General features: G+C 69.7%; 16 protein-coding genes. 10 read left to right on the forward strand and 6 right to left on the reverse strand.

The features are described from left to right. Positions 1-29 precede the first annotated feature (29 nt). Positions 30-458 carry a MerR family transcriptional regulator gene (locus ACFQW8_RS09650; RefSeq protein ID WP_380086874.1) on the reverse strand — a complete coding sequence of 143 codons (429 nt, stop codon included), beginning with the start codon at positions 456-458 and terminating at the stop codon, positions 30-32. A 70-nt stretch (positions 459-528) separates the two neighbouring features. Here ACFQW8_RS09650 and ACFQW8_RS09655 point away from each other — a divergent pair, with 70 nt between their 5' ends. After that, on the forward strand, positions 529-1,644 hold the full coding sequence (locus ACFQW8_RS09655) for a DNA polymerase IV (RefSeq protein WP_380086875.1): 1,116 nt from the start codon (positions 529-531) through the stop codon (positions 1,642-1,644). Between the two features lie 7 nt (positions 1,645-1,651). Here ACFQW8_RS09655 and ACFQW8_RS09660 read toward each other — a convergent pair whose 3' ends face one another. Next, positions 1,652-1,960, reverse strand: a complete 309-nt coding sequence (locus ACFQW8_RS09660; protein WP_380086877.1) for an antitoxin — start codon at positions 1,958-1,960, stop codon at positions 1,652-1,654. 102 nt (positions 1,961-2,062) lie between these two features. On the opposite strand from ACFQW8_RS09660, the gene ACFQW8_RS09665 reads away from it, so the two are divergent. Beyond that, the gene (locus ACFQW8_RS09665; protein WP_380086879.1) at positions 2,063-2,959 is read left to right on the forward strand and encodes an NAD(P)/FAD-dependent oxidoreductase; all 897 of its coding nucleotides are present in this window, start codon (positions 2,063-2,065) and stop codon (positions 2,957-2,959) included. Positions 2,960-3,095: 136 nt separating this feature from the next. Further along, positions 3,096-4,397 carry a hypothetical protein gene (locus ACFQW8_RS09670; protein WP_380086881.1) on the forward strand — a complete coding sequence of 434 codons (1,302 nt, stop codon included), beginning with the start codon at positions 3,096-3,098 and terminating at the stop codon, positions 4,395-4,397. Here the strand turns inward: ACFQW8_RS09670 and ACFQW8_RS09675 are convergent. The 4 genes from ACFQW8_RS09675 to ACFQW8_RS09690 all read right to left on the reverse strand — a co-directional run bounded on the left by ACFQW8_RS09675 (position 4,375) and on the right by ACFQW8_RS09690 (position 7,125). Next, positions 4,375-5,058: a hypothetical protein gene (locus tag ACFQW8_RS09675; protein WP_380086883.1), complete on the reverse strand. Its 684-nt coding sequence runs from the start codon at positions 5,056-5,058 to the stop codon at positions 4,375-4,377. The genes ACFQW8_RS09670 and ACFQW8_RS09675 overlap by 23 nt on opposite strands. After that, positions 5,055-5,654 carry a hypothetical protein gene (locus ACFQW8_RS09680; RefSeq protein WP_380086885.1) on the reverse strand — a complete coding sequence of 200 codons (600 nt, stop codon included), beginning with the start codon at positions 5,652-5,654 and terminating at the stop codon, positions 5,055-5,057. The genes ACFQW8_RS09675 and ACFQW8_RS09680 overlap by 4 nt, the downstream gene beginning before the upstream one ends. After that, positions 5,651-6,271: a hypothetical protein gene (locus ACFQW8_RS09685; protein WP_380086887.1), complete on the reverse strand. Its 621-nt coding sequence runs from the start codon at positions 6,269-6,271 to the stop codon at positions 5,651-5,653. Before ACFQW8_RS09685 ends, ACFQW8_RS09680 begins: the two co-directional genes overlap by 4 nt. An 80-nt stretch (positions 6,272-6,351) precedes the next feature. Next, entirely contained in the window at positions 6,352-7,125 is a 774-nt protein-coding gene (locus ACFQW8_RS09690) for an SDR family NAD(P)-dependent oxidoreductase (protein WP_380086890.1), read from the reverse strand. A gap of 176 nt (positions 7,126-7,301) precedes the next feature. Here ACFQW8_RS09690 and dnaK point away from each other — a divergent pair, with 176 nt between their 5' ends. The 7 genes from dnaK (at position 7,302) to mmsB (ending at position 14,931) form a co-directional block, all read left to right on the forward strand. After that, positions 7,302-9,206: a molecular chaperone DnaK gene (gene dnaK / locus ACFQW8_RS09695; RefSeq protein ID WP_380086892.1), complete on the forward strand. Its 1,905-nt coding sequence runs from the start codon at positions 7,302-7,304 to the stop codon at positions 9,204-9,206. After that, complete coding sequence (gene grpE / locus ACFQW8_RS09700) at positions 9,203-9,895, forward strand: nucleotide exchange factor GrpE (RefSeq protein WP_380086893.1); 693 nt, start codon at positions 9,203-9,205, stop codon at positions 9,893-9,895. The genes dnaK and grpE overlap by 4 nt, the downstream gene beginning before the upstream one ends. Before the next feature lie 25 nt (positions 9,896-9,920). Further along, positions 9,921-10,967: a DnaJ C-terminal domain-containing protein gene (locus tag ACFQW8_RS09705; protein WP_380086896.1), complete on the forward strand. Its 1,047-nt coding sequence runs from the start codon at positions 9,921-9,923 to the stop codon at positions 10,965-10,967. 2 nt (positions 10,968-10,969) lie between these two features. Further along, complete coding sequence (locus tag ACFQW8_RS09710) at positions 10,970-11,425, forward strand: heat shock protein transcriptional repressor HspR (RefSeq protein ID WP_380086898.1); 456 nt, start codon at positions 10,970-10,972, stop codon at positions 11,423-11,425. Between the two features lie 119 nt (positions 11,426-11,544). Continuing rightward, on the forward strand, positions 11,545-11,811 hold the full coding sequence (locus tag ACFQW8_RS09715; protein WP_380086901.1) for a ribonuclease E inhibitor RraB: 267 nt from the start codon (positions 11,545-11,547) through the stop codon (positions 11,809-11,811). A gap of 325 nt (positions 11,812-12,136) precedes the next feature. Next, positions 12,137-13,684: a multiple monosaccharide ABC transporter ATP-binding protein gene (gene mmsA / locus ACFQW8_RS09720; protein WP_380088641.1), complete on the forward strand. Its 1,548-nt coding sequence runs from the start codon at positions 12,137-12,139 to the stop codon at positions 13,682-13,684. Beyond that, on the forward strand, positions 13,681-14,931 hold the full coding sequence (gene mmsB / locus ACFQW8_RS09725) for a multiple monosaccharide ABC transporter permease (RefSeq protein ID WP_380086903.1): 1,251 nt from the start codon (positions 13,681-13,683) through the stop codon (positions 14,929-14,931). The genes mmsA and mmsB overlap by 4 nt, the downstream gene beginning before the upstream one ends. Positions 14,932-14,977: the final 46 nt, after the last annotated feature.

The following is a 14,977-nucleotide window of genomic DNA, read 5'->3' on the forward strand; positions in this document are numbered from 1 at the left end:
ATCCCATCTCCGTGGCGGTTGGGCAGCGGTCAGGCCGTCGTGACCTCGAAGTGGGCGCGCCCGTCGATGACGTCCTGGACGGCCGCGACGAAACGGGGGCACGACGTGATGTCGTGGGCGCGGCAGCGCAGGGCGTGCTCCGTCATCTCGCGGGATCGCTCAAGGGCCAGCAGGCGCTCGTCGAGGTCGCGCAGGTGACCCTCCAGCACCTCGTGCCGGTCCTTGGCCTCGGCGTCGAGGAGCACCCGGATCTGCTCGAGCGACATGCCGGCGAGCTTGTTGCGCTGGATGATCGCGATGCGCACGAGGTCGTCCTGGCCGTAGCGGCGATAGCCCGACACGTCGCGCCGTGGCTCGAGCAGCCCGATCGACTCCCAGTGACGCAGGACGTGGGTCGGCAGGTCGAAGCGGCGGGCCAGGTCGCTGATGGTCCAGTTGTCGTCCGGGGCATCCTTCACGTGAACCTCAACGTTGGGCCGTCTGCCTTTGTGCCCTGCCTGTGTCGGAGAGGGACGGCAGACTGGGGCCATGGCCCGATGGGTGCTCCACGTCGACCTCGACCAGTTCATCGCGGCGGTCGAGATCCTGCGCCGCCCCGAGCTCGCCGGTCTGCCCGTCGTCGTCGGTGGTCGCGGCGACCCGACCGAGCGGGCAGTGGTCTCGACGGCGTCCTACGAGGCCCGCGCCTTCGGCGTCCGATCGGGTATGCCGCTCAGGACGGCCGTGCGCAAGATCCCCGATGCCGTGTTCCTCCCGGTCGACGGCCCCGCCTACGACGCCGCCTCGGCCGTGGTCATGGAGACGCTGCGGGCGCACGAGGGTGCGGTCGTCCAGGTGCTCGGGTGGGACGAGGCGTTCGTCGGGATCGAGACGGTCGGGGACGACCCGGCGCAGGCGCTGGCCCACGCCGTCGCCCACGCGGACGCGATCCGGGCCGAGGTGCTCGAGGCATCCCTGCTGCACTGCTCGGTCGGCGTCGGCGACACCACCGTGCGCGCCAAGATCGCCACGGACTTCGGCAAACCTCAGGGCACCTTCGTCCTCACCGCGGACAACTGGTTCGAGGTCATGGGCGAGCGGCCGACGACGGCGCTCTGGGGTGTCGGCAACCGCATCGCGACACGGTTGACGTCGCACGGCTACGCGACGGTCCAGCAGCTCGCCGACGCCGACGACGAGGTCCTCACCGCGGAGTTCGGACCACGCATGGGGCCGCACTACCGCCGGCTCGGCCGCGGCCTCGGCCCGAACGTCATCGACGACACCCCGTGGGTCGCGAGGGCGCACGGCCGCGAGACGACCTACCAGACCAACCTCACCGAGCCCGCCGAGATCGAGGCGGCGATCCTGTCCCTGTCCGAGCAGGTCGTCGGCGACATCCGACGCGAGGAGCGCGCCTGCGTGCGGGTCCACCTCAAGGTCCGGTTCGCGCCGTTCTTCACGACGACCCGGATCCGCAAGCTGCCTGAGCCGACGTTCGACCCGGGCCTCATCGCGGCGACGGCGGTCGATCTCCTGCGCGGGCTCGATGACCAGCGGCCGATCCGGCTGCTGGGCGTCCGCGCCGAGATGGTCCCGCCCGTGGGCGGCTACGAGCAGCCCCGCACGACCGGTCGGGGTGGTCCGGCGGCAGCGCCACCCTAGGCCGGGGTCACCAGCCTCCGGGCTGCGTGCGGCCCTGCGGATCGGGCGAGCCGGGGTTGCCGGGCTCGGGGTTCACCGGGTTCGTGGGGGTCGGAGCGGCATCGCCGCCGACCGCCCGGTTCTTGCCGAGGGCCGCGCTGCGGGCCTTGGACGAGGCCCCGCTGATCTGGCGCGAGTACTTGCCCTTGGTGCGCTTGTCGGCGAACTCCGCCGCCTTGCCGATGTACTGGTCCGCCTTGTCGGGGTTCTCTCGCACATAGCGTTGTGCAGCCTTCGCCGCTGCGGCGAGAGCACCGAGCTTCTTGAGACCGGCCATGGTTTTTTCGCTCCTTGAGTCGGGATCTTCAGGAGTCAACGATTGCACGGGTGGGCAGGTTCCACTTGCCTTCAGGTCAACCTGAAGGTTCACGATCGAGTCATGAACCTCCAACACACCGACATCGCGATCATCGGCGGGGGCCCAGCCGGGCTCCAGGCAGCACTCACTGCGGGGCGGGTCCGCCGCCAGGCGACCGTGTTCGACGACGGCACCTACCGCAACGCCACGGTGAGCCACATGCACAACGTGCTCACCCACGACGGCACCCCGCCCGCCGACTTCCGCGCGACCGCGCGGCGTGAGCTCACGGCATACGACACGGTTTCCGTGCGCGAGGAGCGCGTCGAGACGATCGAGCGGGACGTTGACGCCTTCCGGCTCACCCTCACCAGTGGTGAGGTGCTCTCTGCGTATGCCGTCGTGCTCGCCACCGGGGTCCGCGACGAGCTTCCGCCCATCCCCGGCCTACAGGAGATCTGGGGCGACCTGGCGGCGCAGTGCCCGTTCTGCCACGCGTTCGAGTTCCGGGGCCAGCGCATCGGCATCATCGGTGCGGCTGCTGCCGGTCACTACACGGCACTCATGGGCCCCGTCGCGGGCCAGTTCGTGGTCTTCGCCGAGGGCCAGGAGCTGCCCGAGGGGGTGACCACGGATGCGCCGGTCATCGAGGCGCGGATGACGGGCATCGAGCGGGTCGGAGAAGCACTGCGAGTGAGCCTGGACGACGGCTCGACGCAGGACGTGGCCGTGCTGTTCGTCGTGCCGACCCTGCACCAGTCCGCGCCGTTCGCGGAGCAGCTCGGCCTCGAGCTCAACCCCTCGGGCGCCGTCAGGATCGACGAGTTCGGCCGCACGAGCGTGCCCGGTGTGACTGCTGGCGGTGACCTCGCCCACCTCGCCGCCTTCCCGATGCCGATGGCGTCGGTCGTCATGGCGGCGGCGGGTGGCCAGCTGGCAGGGCACTCGGCCATCGCCGGACTGATGGCCCGCGGCTAGGGTCAGCCCGGGGCGGACACGCCGCGATCCCACCCGGACCCGGTGTCGTCCGCCCGGCTCCTGCGGCAGCCTCGAGTGGATATGCTCCGGTCGTCAGGTTGGGAGTGCCCCTGGGGGCGACGGTCGGGGGTGCGCGATGAACGACGAGATGCGGGTCAGGGACATCCCGGCCGTGCTCGTGTCGGCGGCACGGATCCTGCGCCGCTACTGGGCGCCGTTCGTCGTCATCGCCTGTCTGGGGCTCGCGGTCCGCAGCGGGGCGCTCTGGGTCGCCGTCGAGGTCAGCGACCACAACGCGTTCCTCGCCCAGCTCATCCTCGTCATCGCACCGCTCGGCTTCCTGCTCGCGATGATCGCCATGCTCTACCTCACCCGTGGCGCCCTGCCCAACGTGGCCGAGCTGTCGCAGCGCGAGGCCCGCCAGGCGACCACCGAGAAGCGCGAGCTGCGGCTCGTCGACGTCGCGGTCAGTGTGCTGGTGCCCTTCCTCGCGGTCTACGTGTCCTACGGGCTGCTGCAGGAGGACCTCTACCGGTTCACCAACGAGGCGGCCTTCGACGAGTTCAACCAGTTCAGCCTCGACGGTCCGCCCGACGTCGACTTCGCCAGCCGCCTGGCGATCTATGACTGGCAGGTCGTCGTCGCCATCGTGGCCATCGCGTGGGTGCTGCGCTTCGCGCTCGGCAAGATCGAGAGTGCCACCCGCTTCCTCGGTCTGGCGTTCCTCGGGGCGCTGGTGGAGGTCTACTACACGTCCCAGGTCGCGCAGAAGGTCACCGAGATGCGCGAGGCCGGGCTCGCGTGGGTCCAGGACCGGCGAGCCTCCCAGCTCGTGCTGGAGCAGTACGACCAGGTGGTCTCGACGCTCGGGCCGCTCGCGAACCCGGTCGACACGGCGACGGCCTGGCTCTTCGGCCTGCTGGGTGCCGTCGACGCCGTCGTCATCGTGCCGCTCGCCTGGCTCACCGTCGGCGCCGTCGTCCTGGGCCACAAGCTCGAGCCCCCCGAGGCGCCCGAGCCCCGGCTGCCGCACCGCGAGCGCTGGGAGCGCATCCCCGCCCCGGTCCGCCGCGTCGGGAGCGGGCTCGTCGGCGACCTGCGCGAGCGCTTCTCGGCCTTCTGGAACGGCCTGCGGATGATGGCGACCGCCGGCCTGCTGCCGATGCTCACCTTCTGCCTGGCCTTCCTCCTCGTCATCCGCATCCCGTGGGCCGTGGGTCAGCTGCTGCGGCTCGCCATCGGCCCGCAGCAGACGGACAACTGGCTGGCGATCTCGCCGATGGAGAAGTCGGTCGGTCTCGCGGTCACCATGGTCCTGGCTGCCGCCCTGCTGGCCGCGGCCATCGACTGGCTGCTCGCCCCGAAGCTCGCGGCTGCCCCGGCGGGCGACCCGGCGCCGGGCGCCGCGCGTCAGGTCAGCGCGGAAGCCGGAGCGTGACGTAGTCCGGGTTCTCGAACGAGATCCGCAGCTCGACGAAGGTGGCATCCTCCGGGACCGGGATCCTCGTCGCCGTCGACCACGTCCGTGGCCGCGGCTCCTCGTCCTCCGGGATGGCTCCGCGGGGTTCGTTCCTGAGCACGGGAAGGCTCGGGCCGGGGGTGTCCTCGGGGACGCAGGCGGTGGTGCCGGGTCCGATGGCGTCGGACGCACCGCCCACCCTGTACTCGCGTCCGCGGTCGTCGATCAGCGTGACGGCGCAGTTCTTGAGGACCTGGTCGGGCTCGGCCTCGAAGTCGAGGGTGACCGTCCGGGCGACCATCCCGTCCGGGAGGGTGATGTCGTCCCCGGAGCGGTCCTCGTATGCCGGGTCCGCACCTCCCAGCCCCGCGAACCTCACCGAGTAGCGCCGGGTGGTGTCGCCCTGGCCGTCGGCGTACTTCTCCGTGACCCGGGCCCACGTGCCGGAGTCGGCGCTCGCGATCTCATGGTGCAGCCCCGACTGGTACCAGAACACCGGGACGCGGTAGCCGTTCGCGGCAAGCATGACCACGATGGCGACCGGGACCGCGGCGATCCACCAGCGGCTCGGACCGCGAGGGGCAGTGACGGACGGTGCCGGGTCCGGCTCCTCCACGTCAGGCGTTGTGGCGGTGCTCATCGGCGGTCCTTCGACGGTGGCATCACGCTGACCGCCTTGACGTTGACCGCGTCCTTCTGGGCCCACAGCGTGTCGACCTCGGACGCCGTGATGCCGAGGTCGATGTCGGCGAGGTCGTCGCGCCGGAACTCGGACTCGTGGCTGTCCCACTGGCCACGCGTGGCGAAGAGGCGCGCACCCTCGAGGGCGCGCTCGGGGATGTCGAAGCAGATGCTGGCGTAGGTGCGCACACCCGTGGACAGGTTGGCGCTCGTCGCGCACTCGCTACCACGGTTGGACGCGACGTAGCGCCGGTCCTGCCCGTCGACGAGGAAGAAACCCGCCATCGTCAGCGGCTTGTCGCGCGCGACGAGCTCGGTGTCGATGACGAGCCAGCGCCCGCCCGCGGCCGAGGCGGGGTCGCCCATGATCGTCGGAGTGACGTGGAACCCGGTGACGGTCACGTCGGCGTACTCGAGGGCCACGCCCCTGCCCACGGCGCCGGTGCGGACGAACGGCTTGTCGGCGGCCTCGTCGAGCGGCACGTGGTCGGTGATGAGGCGACCCAGGGCCATGGCGGCGATGACGAACGCGCCTGTCCCGATGCTGCGCCTCATGATCTCCTCACCACCGGGAGGGTGCCCTGCCAGAGGATCTCGTCACGTCCGACCCAGGCATTCGGGTTGAGGGTCGCTCTGTCCTCCTCGCGGAACTCCACGAGGTCCGCACTCACCTCAGCCGTGTCGCCCTGCCACCCGCCCGACGTGGTCCAGGTGATCGCCAGACGGTAGGTGATGCCGGGGTTGAAGCTCCGCGGCTGCGTTCCGTCCTCGACGAAGTAGAGCTCCGGCTGCGTGGACACCTCCACGTCACCCCCGGCGACGTGCAGGTTCTGGGTGAGCGTCACGGCATACTCCGGTCGGTCGCCCGTGAGGGTGACCTCGGCGTCGAGCAGGAGGAGCCGCTCGGGTGGCTCGGGCTTGACCGCCGGTGCGAGGTCGGGGATCTCGACGACCTGGTCGATGACCACCTTGTAGGGGCCGACCATGATCGGCTGGTCGAGTCGCAGGGGCTCGGGTCCGGGTTCGGGGGTGCTGGCCAGCCCACCGAACGGCGCGCTCGCGAGCAGTGCGGCAGCCACGCCGCCCCCGACCTTCTGGGTCGCGGGACGGCCCGCGACGAAGCCGCGCGCCCGGCCCAGGACCCCGCGACTCGCGGTGGTGTTCTCCCCCATGGCACGGATTCTAGGGACACGCGGGACGACTGCACACAGGTATGCCGTCGGAAACGCATGCCGCCGTCAGGCCGGGCGGATCACACCTGGCGGTGCCCGGTGAGCAGTCCGCCGTCCACCGGAAGGGTGTGGCCGGTGATCCAGCTCGCGTCCCGGGAGGCGAGGAAGGTGACCGCGCCAGCGATGTCGTCGGGCTCACCCACCCGGCCCAGCGGGTAGAGCGGCAGCATGCGGTCGGCGCCGCCCTCCTGGTTGTCCCACACGCGGCTGCGGATGGTGCCCGGTGCGACCGCGTTGACGCGTATGCCGGCCGGCCCGAGCTCGACGGCGAGCCCGCGGGTGAGCGAGACGAGCCCGAGCTTCGCAGCGGAGTAGGGCTCACCCCCGAGCGCCACCAGGGCGTTGACCGAGCTCACCGACACGATCGCGGGGTGTCGCGTGCTGCGCCGCAGGTGGGGGAGGGACGCGCGGATGGACCTCACGGTGCCCATGAGGTTGAGCTCCATTGCCCGGGCCCACATGTCGTCGCCCGTGCTCTCGAAGTCCTTGTTCGGGATCCCACCGCCGGCCACGTTGACGAGGACGTCGATGCCGCCGAGATGGTCCGACGCGGCCTCGACGCAGGCTCGGACCGAGCCGTCCTCGGTGACGTCCACCTCGACGGCCAGGTGCTCCTGACCGGAGCCGCCGAGCGCTTCGACGACCTCGCGGGCCGTCTCGATGTCGAGGTCGGCGACGACGACACGGGCACCCTCTGCGGCGAACCACTCGACGCAGGCGCGCCCGATGCCGTGGGCGGCCCCGGTGACGAGGACGAGCGAGCCGAGGAACCGAGGGCCGGGGTCGTAAGACATGGGGCCACCCTGTCAGCCGCGGCCGCCCACGCGCAGCCAGGGTCCGGGAACACCCGCCCGCCGTTGAGAGTTGAGTCGAGTGAACGCAAGTTTGGAAGCGCGAATTTGCCAAGCGGCATACCGGCTCCTAACTTGAGTGCAGGCAACTCAACCCAGCAACACAAGGAGATCCCACCATGGCCCGTGCAGTCGGTATCGACCTCGGAACCACGAACTCAGCCGTCGCCGTCCTCGAGGGTGGCGAGCCCACGATCATCGCGAACTCCGAGGGGGGTCGCACCACGCCGTCGGTCGTCGCCTTCACCAAGGGCGGTGAGGTCCTCGTCGGCGAGATCGCGAAGCGCCAGGCCGTGACCAACGCCGACCGCACCCTCCGCTCCGTCAAGCGCCACATCGGCACCGACTGGCGCAGCGAGGACATCGACGGCAAGAAGTACAACTCGCAGGAGATCAGCGCCCGCACGCTCCAGAAGCTCAAGCGCGACGCCGAGTCCTACCTGGGTGAGCCGGTCACCGACGCCGTCATCACCGTCCCCGCCTACTTCGACGACGCCGAGCGCCAGGCCACCAAGGAGGCCGGTGAGATCGCGGGCCTCAACGTCCTGCGCATCGTCAACGAGCCCACTGCCGCGGCCCTCGCCTACGGCCTCGACAAGGGCAAGGAGGACGAGCTCATCCTCGTCTTCGACCTTGGTGGTGGCACCTTCGACGTGTCCCTCCTCGAGGTCGGCAAGGACCCGGAGGACGGCTTCGCCACCATCCAGGTCCGTGCGACGAGCGGTGACAACCAGCTCGGTGGTGACGACTGGGACGACCGCGTCGTCCAGCACCTCCTCACCACGGTCAAGAACAACACCGGCGTCGACCTCGCGAAGGACAAGATCGCGATGCAGCGGCTGCGCGACGCCGCCGAGCAGGCCAAGAAGGAGCTCTCCTCGGCCAGCTCGACCAACATCTCGATGCAGTACCTCTCGATGAGCGAGAACGGCCCCATCCACCTCGATGAGACGCTGACCCGCGCCCAGTTCGAGCAGATGACCAAGGACCTGCTCGACCGCACCAAGCAGCCGTTCCAGAACGTCATCAAGGACGCCGGCATCAACGTCGCCGACATCGACCACGTGGTCCTCGTCGGTGGCTCGACCCGCATGCCCTCCGTGAGCTCGCTCGTCAAGGAGCTGACCGGTGGCAAGGAGCCCAACAAGGGCGTCAACCCCGACGAGGTCGTGGCGCTCGGCGCCGCCCTCCAGGCTGGTGTCCTCAAGGGCGAGCGCAAGGACGTCCTCCTCATCGACGTCACTCCGCTCTCGCTCGGCATCGAGACCAAGGGTGGGCTCTTCACCAAGCTCATCGAGCGCAACACGGCCATCCCGACCAAGCGCTCCGAGGTCTTCTCGACGGCCGAGGACAACCAGCCGAGCGTCCTCATCCAGGTCTTCCAGGGTGAGCGCGAGATCGCCCAGCAGAACAAGGCGCTCGGCACCTTCGAGCTCTCCGGCATCGCGCCCGCCCCCCGTGGCGTGCCGCAGGTCGAGGTCACCTTCGACATCGACGCCAACGGCATCGTCCACGTGACGGCCAAGGACCGCGGCACCGGCAAGGAGCAGAAGATCACCATCTCGGGCGGCAGTGCGCTGTCCAAGGAGGAGATCGAGCGCATGGTCAAGGACGCCGAGGCCCACGCCGAGGAGGACAAGGCCCGCCGCGAGGAGACCGAGACCCGCAACCAGGCCGAGTCGCTCGTCTTCTCGACCGAGAAGTTCCTCGCCGAGTCCGGCGACAAGCTCAGCGACGAAGCGCGGGGGCCCGTCGACGAGGCGCTCGTCGCCCTCAAGGACGCTCTCAAGCCCGAGGCGCAGACGTCGCGCGAGGACATCCAGTCCAAGATCGACACCCTCAACGAGGAGTCCCAGAAGATGGGCGCCGCGATGTATGCCGCGGCGGCCGAGCAGGGCGAGTCCGGTGACGCGCCGGCCGGCGACGGCTCCGAGGGTGCCCCGGCCTCCGATGGCACTGGGTCCGACGACGACGTCGTCGACGCAGAGGTCGTCGAGGACGACGACACCGAGGACAAGAAGTGACAGACGCTCGTATGCCGGGTGAGGACGAGGTCTTCGACGGCGAGATCGTGGATGCCGAGATCGTGGACGGAGACGATGCCGCCGAGCAGACGTCCGACACGTCGGACGCCGACGCGATCAACACCGAGTCCGTGAACGACGGCGAGGAGGGGGCCCCGGCAGCGCCCGGGGCCACCGCCTCGCTCGCGGACCAGATCGACGCCATCGACACCGGCGACGCTGGTCACGTCGGCGGTGGGCACCCGGACACGGCGCTCGCGGCCCAGCGGCTCGACGACCTCCAGCGGCTCAACGCGGAGTACGTCAACTACAAGCGTCGCGTCGACCGCGACCGGGCGGCCGTCCAGGAGCGGGCGGTGCGCGACGTCCTCGAGACGGTCCTGCCGGTGCTCGACGACATCCAGCTGGCCCGTGACCACGGCGACCTCACCGAGGGTCCGTTCGCGGCGATCGCGGACAAGCTCGAGGCCAGCCTCGGCAAGTTCGGCCTGACCCGCTTCGGCAGCGTCGGCGAGGCGTTCGACCCGACGCGGCACGAGGCCCTCATGCACGCCGCGTGGGACAGCACGAACCCCGAGCTGCCGAGCGACGCGACGAGCACGACTGTCGTCCAGGTGCTGCAGCCCGGATATCGCACCGGCGACCAGGTCCTGCGCCCCGCGCGTGTGGCCGTCGCCGACCCTGAGTGACTCGAGCGACCGGAAGGAGGCGCTGATGGCCAGCCAGGACTGGTTCGAGAAGGACTTCTACGCGATCCTCGGCGTCCCCAAGGACGCCGATGCAGGTGCGATCAAGAAGGCCTACCGCAAGCTTGCTCGCACTCATCACCCGGACAAGAACCCCGGTGACGCGGCGGCCGAGCGGAAGTTCAAGGACATCGGCGAGGCCAACGCCGTGCTGTCCGACCCCAAGCAGCGCGAGGAGTACGACGCGGTGCGCCAGATGGCTCAGGGCGGCGCCCGTTTCACCGCCGGCGGCGCCGGTGGCAACGGCGGCTTTGACGACGTCTTCAGCGCGTTCGGTGGCGGCGGCGGGTCCCGCGTCCGATTCGACACCGGTGGCGGGTCGTCCTACGGCGGCTACCCCGGCGGAGGCGGCGGCGAGGACATCAACGACCTGTTGGCCCAGATGTTCGGTGGGGCTGCCGGGGGTGCCCCCGGCCGGGGTGGACAGCCGGGGTATGCCGGGTACGGCGCCGCCCGCGGACCCCGCAAGGGCGCGGACGTCCAGGCCTCCACGACCCTGCCGTTCCGCGACGCCGTCGAGGGCTCGACGGTGACGCTGCGGACGGCTGAGGGGCGCACGATCACCGCGCGTATCCCGGCCGGCGTCAGGGACGGCCAGAAGATCCGCCTCCGGGGCAAGGGGCAGCCGGGCGAGCCCGGTGCTGCGGCGGGCGACCTGCTGCTGGCCGTCTCGGTGGAGAAGCACCCGGTCTTCGGGCGTGAGGGTGACCACCTGACGATCGACCTGCCGGTGACCTTCGCCGAGGCTGCGCTCGGCGCCACCGTGGCCGTTCCGACCCTCGACGGCAGCCAGGTCAAGGTACGCATCGCCCCCGGCACTCCGTCGGGTCGGGTCCTGCGCGTCAAGGGGCGCGGCGTCGCCGGCAAGAACGCCACCGGCGACCTGCTGGCCAAGGTGCAGGTCATCGTCCCGGATGCCCTGTCCGACAAGGCTCGTGAGGCCGTCGAGGTCCTGCAGGCCGAGAGCGAGGGTCTCGACCCCCGAGCCGAGCTCGCCGACCGGGCGAAGGTCTGACCGTGGCTGCCCGCCAGCCCAGGCCGCGGCGAGATGACGAGGCTCCGCTCTTCGTCATCTCCGTCGCGGCCGAGCTCGCGGGCATGCACGCCCAGACCCTGCGTCAGTACGACCGCCTCGGTCTGGTTACCCCCTCACGGACCCGAGGTGGCGGGCGTCGATACTCCGCGCGCGACGTCGAGCTCCTCCGCGAGGTGCAGCGCCTCTCGCAGGAGGAGGGAGTCAGCCTCGCCGGGGTGGCGCGCATCCTCGAGCTCGAGAACCAGGTCGACGAGCTGCGCGCGCGCCTCGCCGAGGTCAGCGACGAGGCCGAGCGGCTCCGTCTCGCAGCGGTCGGCTCACGGGTGTTCTCCGTCGGCCCGGGCGGCGAGATCTTCGCCAGCCGGCTGGGCGAGCGACCGCGGCGCAGACCCGGTGGCGGGTCGGCGTCGCAGGCGCTCGTCCTCTGGCGCCCCTGATCGGTCACAGCGCCGAGGCCCTCCCGGTCGACGGCCACGGGCTGTGGTTCCCGCTGGCGGCCGGCTCGACGGACGGCTGGCTGCAGCGCTGGAAGGGCCGTGAGCTGCATACTGGCGCCGTGACCGAGCATCTCCTCCTCTTCCCCGAACGCGACACCGCCGAGCAGATCGCGAGCGAGCTCGCCGACGAGGGCTTCTCCGAGGTCCGCGTCCTGCGGGTCGCTCACGCGGGTGAAGACGACTCCGAGGACCACGACTGGGGCGTGCACGTCCGTGAGGACATGGTCGAGGACCAGGCGGGCCCGGTGGAGAGCGGCCTGCGCGACCGCTTCACCGCCCTCGCGGAGGAGCACCACGGCTGGTACGACCCCGAGCCCGACGCCTGAGAACACCTCCCAGCGGGTTCGCCGAGGTGACCTCCGTCGGTCTGTGACTGGGCGACTCGAGCGTGGATCCGAATCCGAAGCTTGTGGATCGAGGCAGCGTGTCACCCTCTCCGGTCCCCTGTCATGAGGCAGACCCCGCTGTCAGGCGGCGAAGAGCCCGCTTTTGTCCGATTGTCCTTGTCCACCGGACAAGGGTGCGCGTCCTCCCGCCAACGTTGAGGAATCAACAGGTCGCGGGTCTAACATCGGCTCACTGAGGCCAGCGAGGTCCTCGGGTGTGACGCGACGAGGAGACGATGTGGCTGGATCGGCGCCCATCCTGGAGATGACGGGCATCACCAAGACCTTCCCCGGTGTCAAGGCCCTCTCCGACGTCACCCTCACCGTGCGCCGCGGTGACGTCCACGCCATCTGCGGTGAGAACGGTGCGGGCAAGTCGACCCTGATGAAGGTGCTGTCCGGCGTCCACCCCCACGGCACCTACGACGGGACGATCCGCTTCAACGGTGCCGACGTCACGTTCAACAACATCCGCGACTCCGAGCACGCCGGCATCGTGATCATCCACCAGGAGCTGGCGCTCATCCCCGAGCTCTCCATCGCCGAGAACATCTTCCTCGGCAACGAGGAGACCAGGCGCGGGGCCATCGACTGGGTGAAGACCAACAACCGCGCTCGCGACCTGCTGGCGCGGGTCGGCCTCGAGGAGGACCCCGAGACGCCGATCAAGAACATCGGCGTGGGCAAGCAGCAGCTCGTCGAGATCGCCAAGGCCCTGGCCAAGGACGTCCAGCTGCTCATCCTCGACGAGCCCACGGCAGCGCTCAACGAGGAGGACTCACGTCACCTGCTCGACCTCATCAGGGGCCTGCAGGGCCGGGGCATCACCTCGATCATGATCAGCCACAAGCTCAACGAGATCGAGGCGATCGCGGACGCGATCACGATCATCCGCGACGGGCAGACGGTCGAGACCCTCGACGTGCGCGAGGGCGCCGTCGACGAGGACCGCATCATCCGCGGCATGGTCGGCCGTTCGCTGGAGTCGCGCTTCCCCGACCACACGCCCGACATCGGCGAGGTGATGTTCGAGGTCAAGAACTGGACCGTGGCTCACCCGCAGGTCCCCGACCGGCTCGTCGCCAAGCAGTCCGAGTTCTTCGTCCGCCGCGGTGAGATCGTCGGCTTCGCCGGGCTCATGGGCTCGGGTCGGACCGAGCTCATGCGCTCGATCTTCGGCCACTCCTACGGCACGTGGCAGAGCGGCGAGATGACGCTCAACGGCAAGCGGGTCGACCTGCGCACCGTGCCGGCCGCGATCGACGCCGGGATCGGCTATGTCACCGAGGACCGCAAGAGCCTGGGCCTCAACCTTCTCGACGACATCAAGTCGACGACCGTGTCGGCCAAGCTGCAGAAGATCGCCCACAACCTCGTCATCGACCGCAGGGCCGAGCACACGGCGGCCGACGAGTACCGCAAGGCGCTGCGCACCAAGACCCCGTCGGTCGACTACGGCGTGGCCAAGCTCTCGGGCGGCAACCAGCAGAAGGTCGTCCTGGCCAAGTGGCTCTTCACCGACCCCGACCTGCTCATCCTCGACGAGCCCACGCGCGGCATCGACGTCGGTGCGAAGTTCGAGATCTACGGGATCATCCAGCGCCTCGCGAGCGAGGGCAAGGGTGTCATCGTCGTCAGCTCCGAGCTGCCCGAGCTGCTCGGGCTCAGCGACCGCATCTACACGATCAGCGAGGGCCGGATCACCGGTGTCCTCGACAAGGCCGCAGCGGACCAGGAGTCCCTCATGCGCCTCATGACCAAGACCGGCTCAGCGAGCTCCGCCCCTGAATCCACCCCGAAGGACGCAGCATGAACAAGCTCAAGGAGATCTTCGGGGGAGACACCCGTCAGTTCGGGATGATCTTCGCCCTCGTCTTCCTCATCGTGCTCTTCCAGTTCCTCACGGACGGGTTGACGCTCGACCCCGGCAACGTCATCAACATCTTCCAGGGCAACAGCTACATCCTCGTCATGGCGATCGGGATGGTGCTCGTCATCATCGCCGGTCACATCGACCTCTCGGTCGGGTCGATCGCGGCCTTCGCGGGCATCGTCGTGGCGATCGCGATGCGTGACTGGGGCATCCCGTGGTGGCTCGGCATCCTCCTCGGCCTGGGCATCGGTGCCGTCGTCGGCGCCTGGCAGGGCTTCTGGGTCGCGGTCGTCGGCATCCCCGCCTTCATCGTCACCCTCGCCGGCATGCTCATCTTCCGCGGCGCCAACCAGTACGTCGGCAAGTCCAACACCGTCCCCGTGGGCGAGGAGTTCCAGAGGATCGGTGCCGGCTACCTCCCTGAGTGGGGACCCCGCACCGGCTACAACAACCTCACCGTGCTCATCGGGATCCTCGTCTGCGCCGCCATCGTGTTCGGCACGCTGCGCAACCGCCGCAACCAGAAGAAGATCGGTGCCGAGCTCGGCGACCCCATGGTCATGTGGATGAGGCTGGCCCTCATCAGTGTCGCCATCCTCGCGGTCGCGTTCCTCATGGCGTCGGGTCGGCGCGGGACGTCCCTGCCGATCTCGGCCCTCATCCTCGGTGGTCTCGTCCTGCTCTACGGGTTCATCTCGACCCGCACGATCATCGGCCGCCACATCTATGCCGTCGGTGGCAACCGCCACGCCGCTGAGCTGTCCGGTGTGCGGTCGAAGCGCGTCAACTTCCTCGTGATGATGAACATGGCGATCCTCGCGTCGCTGGCCGGCATGATGTTCGTCGCCCGCTCCAACGCCTCCGGCCCGTTCGACGGTGTCGGCTGGGAGCTCGACGCCATCGCCGCCGTCTTCATCGGTGGTGCCGCCGTCACCGGTGGTGTCGGCACGGTCGTGGGGGCCGTCATCGGTGGCCTCGTCATGGCCGTGCTCAACAACGGGCTCCAGCTGCTCGGAGTCGGCGCCGACATGACCCAGATCATCAAGGGCCTCGTCCTCCTCGCAGCCGTCGCCTTCGACGTCTACAACAAGTCCCAAGGTCGGCGCTCCATCACCGGCCTGCTCACCCAGAACTTCGGTCGACGAGCGACCCAGGACACGACCGAGACGGTGAAGCAGGAGTCCTGACCCGGGCTCGCCGCGCCACACAACTTCATACGCAGCACAGGTGACG

The sequence above is a fragment of the Knoellia altitudinis genome (assembly GCF_042666355.1).
Lineage (GTDB): Bacteria > Actinomycetota > Actinomycetes > Actinomycetales > Dermatophilaceae > Knoellia > Knoellia altitudinis.

What these genes read in the sequence shown, in the direction of transcription:
- mmsA (WP_380088641.1), top strand. Translation starts at nt 12,137, where the DNA reads ATGACGGGCATCACCAAGACCTTCCCCGGTGTCAAGGCCCTCTCCGAC.
- ACFQW8_RS09685 (WP_380086887.1), bottom strand. Translation starts at nt 6,271, where the DNA reads ATGGGGGAGAACACCACCGCGAGTCGCGGGGTCCTGGGCCGGGCGCGC.
- ACFQW8_RS09660 (WP_380086877.1), bottom strand. Translation starts at nt 1,960, where the DNA reads ATGGCCGGTCTCAAGAAGCTCGGTGCTCTCGCCGCAGCGGCGAAGGCT.
- ACFQW8_RS09665 (WP_380086879.1), top strand. Translation starts at nt 2,063, where the DNA reads ATGAACCTCCAACACACCGACATCGCGATCATCGGCGGGGGCCCAGCC.
- ACFQW8_RS09680 (WP_380086885.1), bottom strand. Translation starts at nt 5,654, where the DNA reads ATGAGGCGCAGCATCGGGACAGGCGCGTTCGTCATCGCCGCCATGGCC.
- mmsB (WP_380086903.1), top strand. Translation starts at nt 13,681, where the DNA reads ATGAACAAGCTCAAGGAGATCTTCGGGGGAGACACCCGTCAGTTCGGG.
- ACFQW8_RS09705 (WP_380086896.1), top strand. Translation starts at nt 9,921, where the DNA reads ATGGCCAGCCAGGACTGGTTCGAGAAGGACTTCTACGCGATCCTCGGC.
- ACFQW8_RS09675 (WP_380086883.1), bottom strand. Translation starts at nt 5,058, where the DNA reads ATGAGCACCGCCACAACGCCTGACGTGGAGGAGCCGGACCCGGCACCG.
- ACFQW8_RS09670 (WP_380086881.1), top strand. Translation starts at nt 3,096, where the DNA reads ATGAACGACGAGATGCGGGTCAGGGACATCCCGGCCGTGCTCGTGTCG.
- ACFQW8_RS09655 (WP_380086875.1), top strand. Translation starts at nt 529, where the DNA reads ATGGCCCGATGGGTGCTCCACGTCGACCTCGACCAGTTCATCGCGGCG.
- ACFQW8_RS09690 (WP_380086890.1), bottom strand. Translation starts at nt 7,125, where the DNA reads ATGTCTTACGACCCCGGCCCTCGGTTCCTCGGCTCGCTCGTCCTCGTC.
- dnaK (WP_380086892.1), top strand. Translation starts at nt 7,302, where the DNA reads ATGGCCCGTGCAGTCGGTATCGACCTCGGAACCACGAACTCAGCCGTC.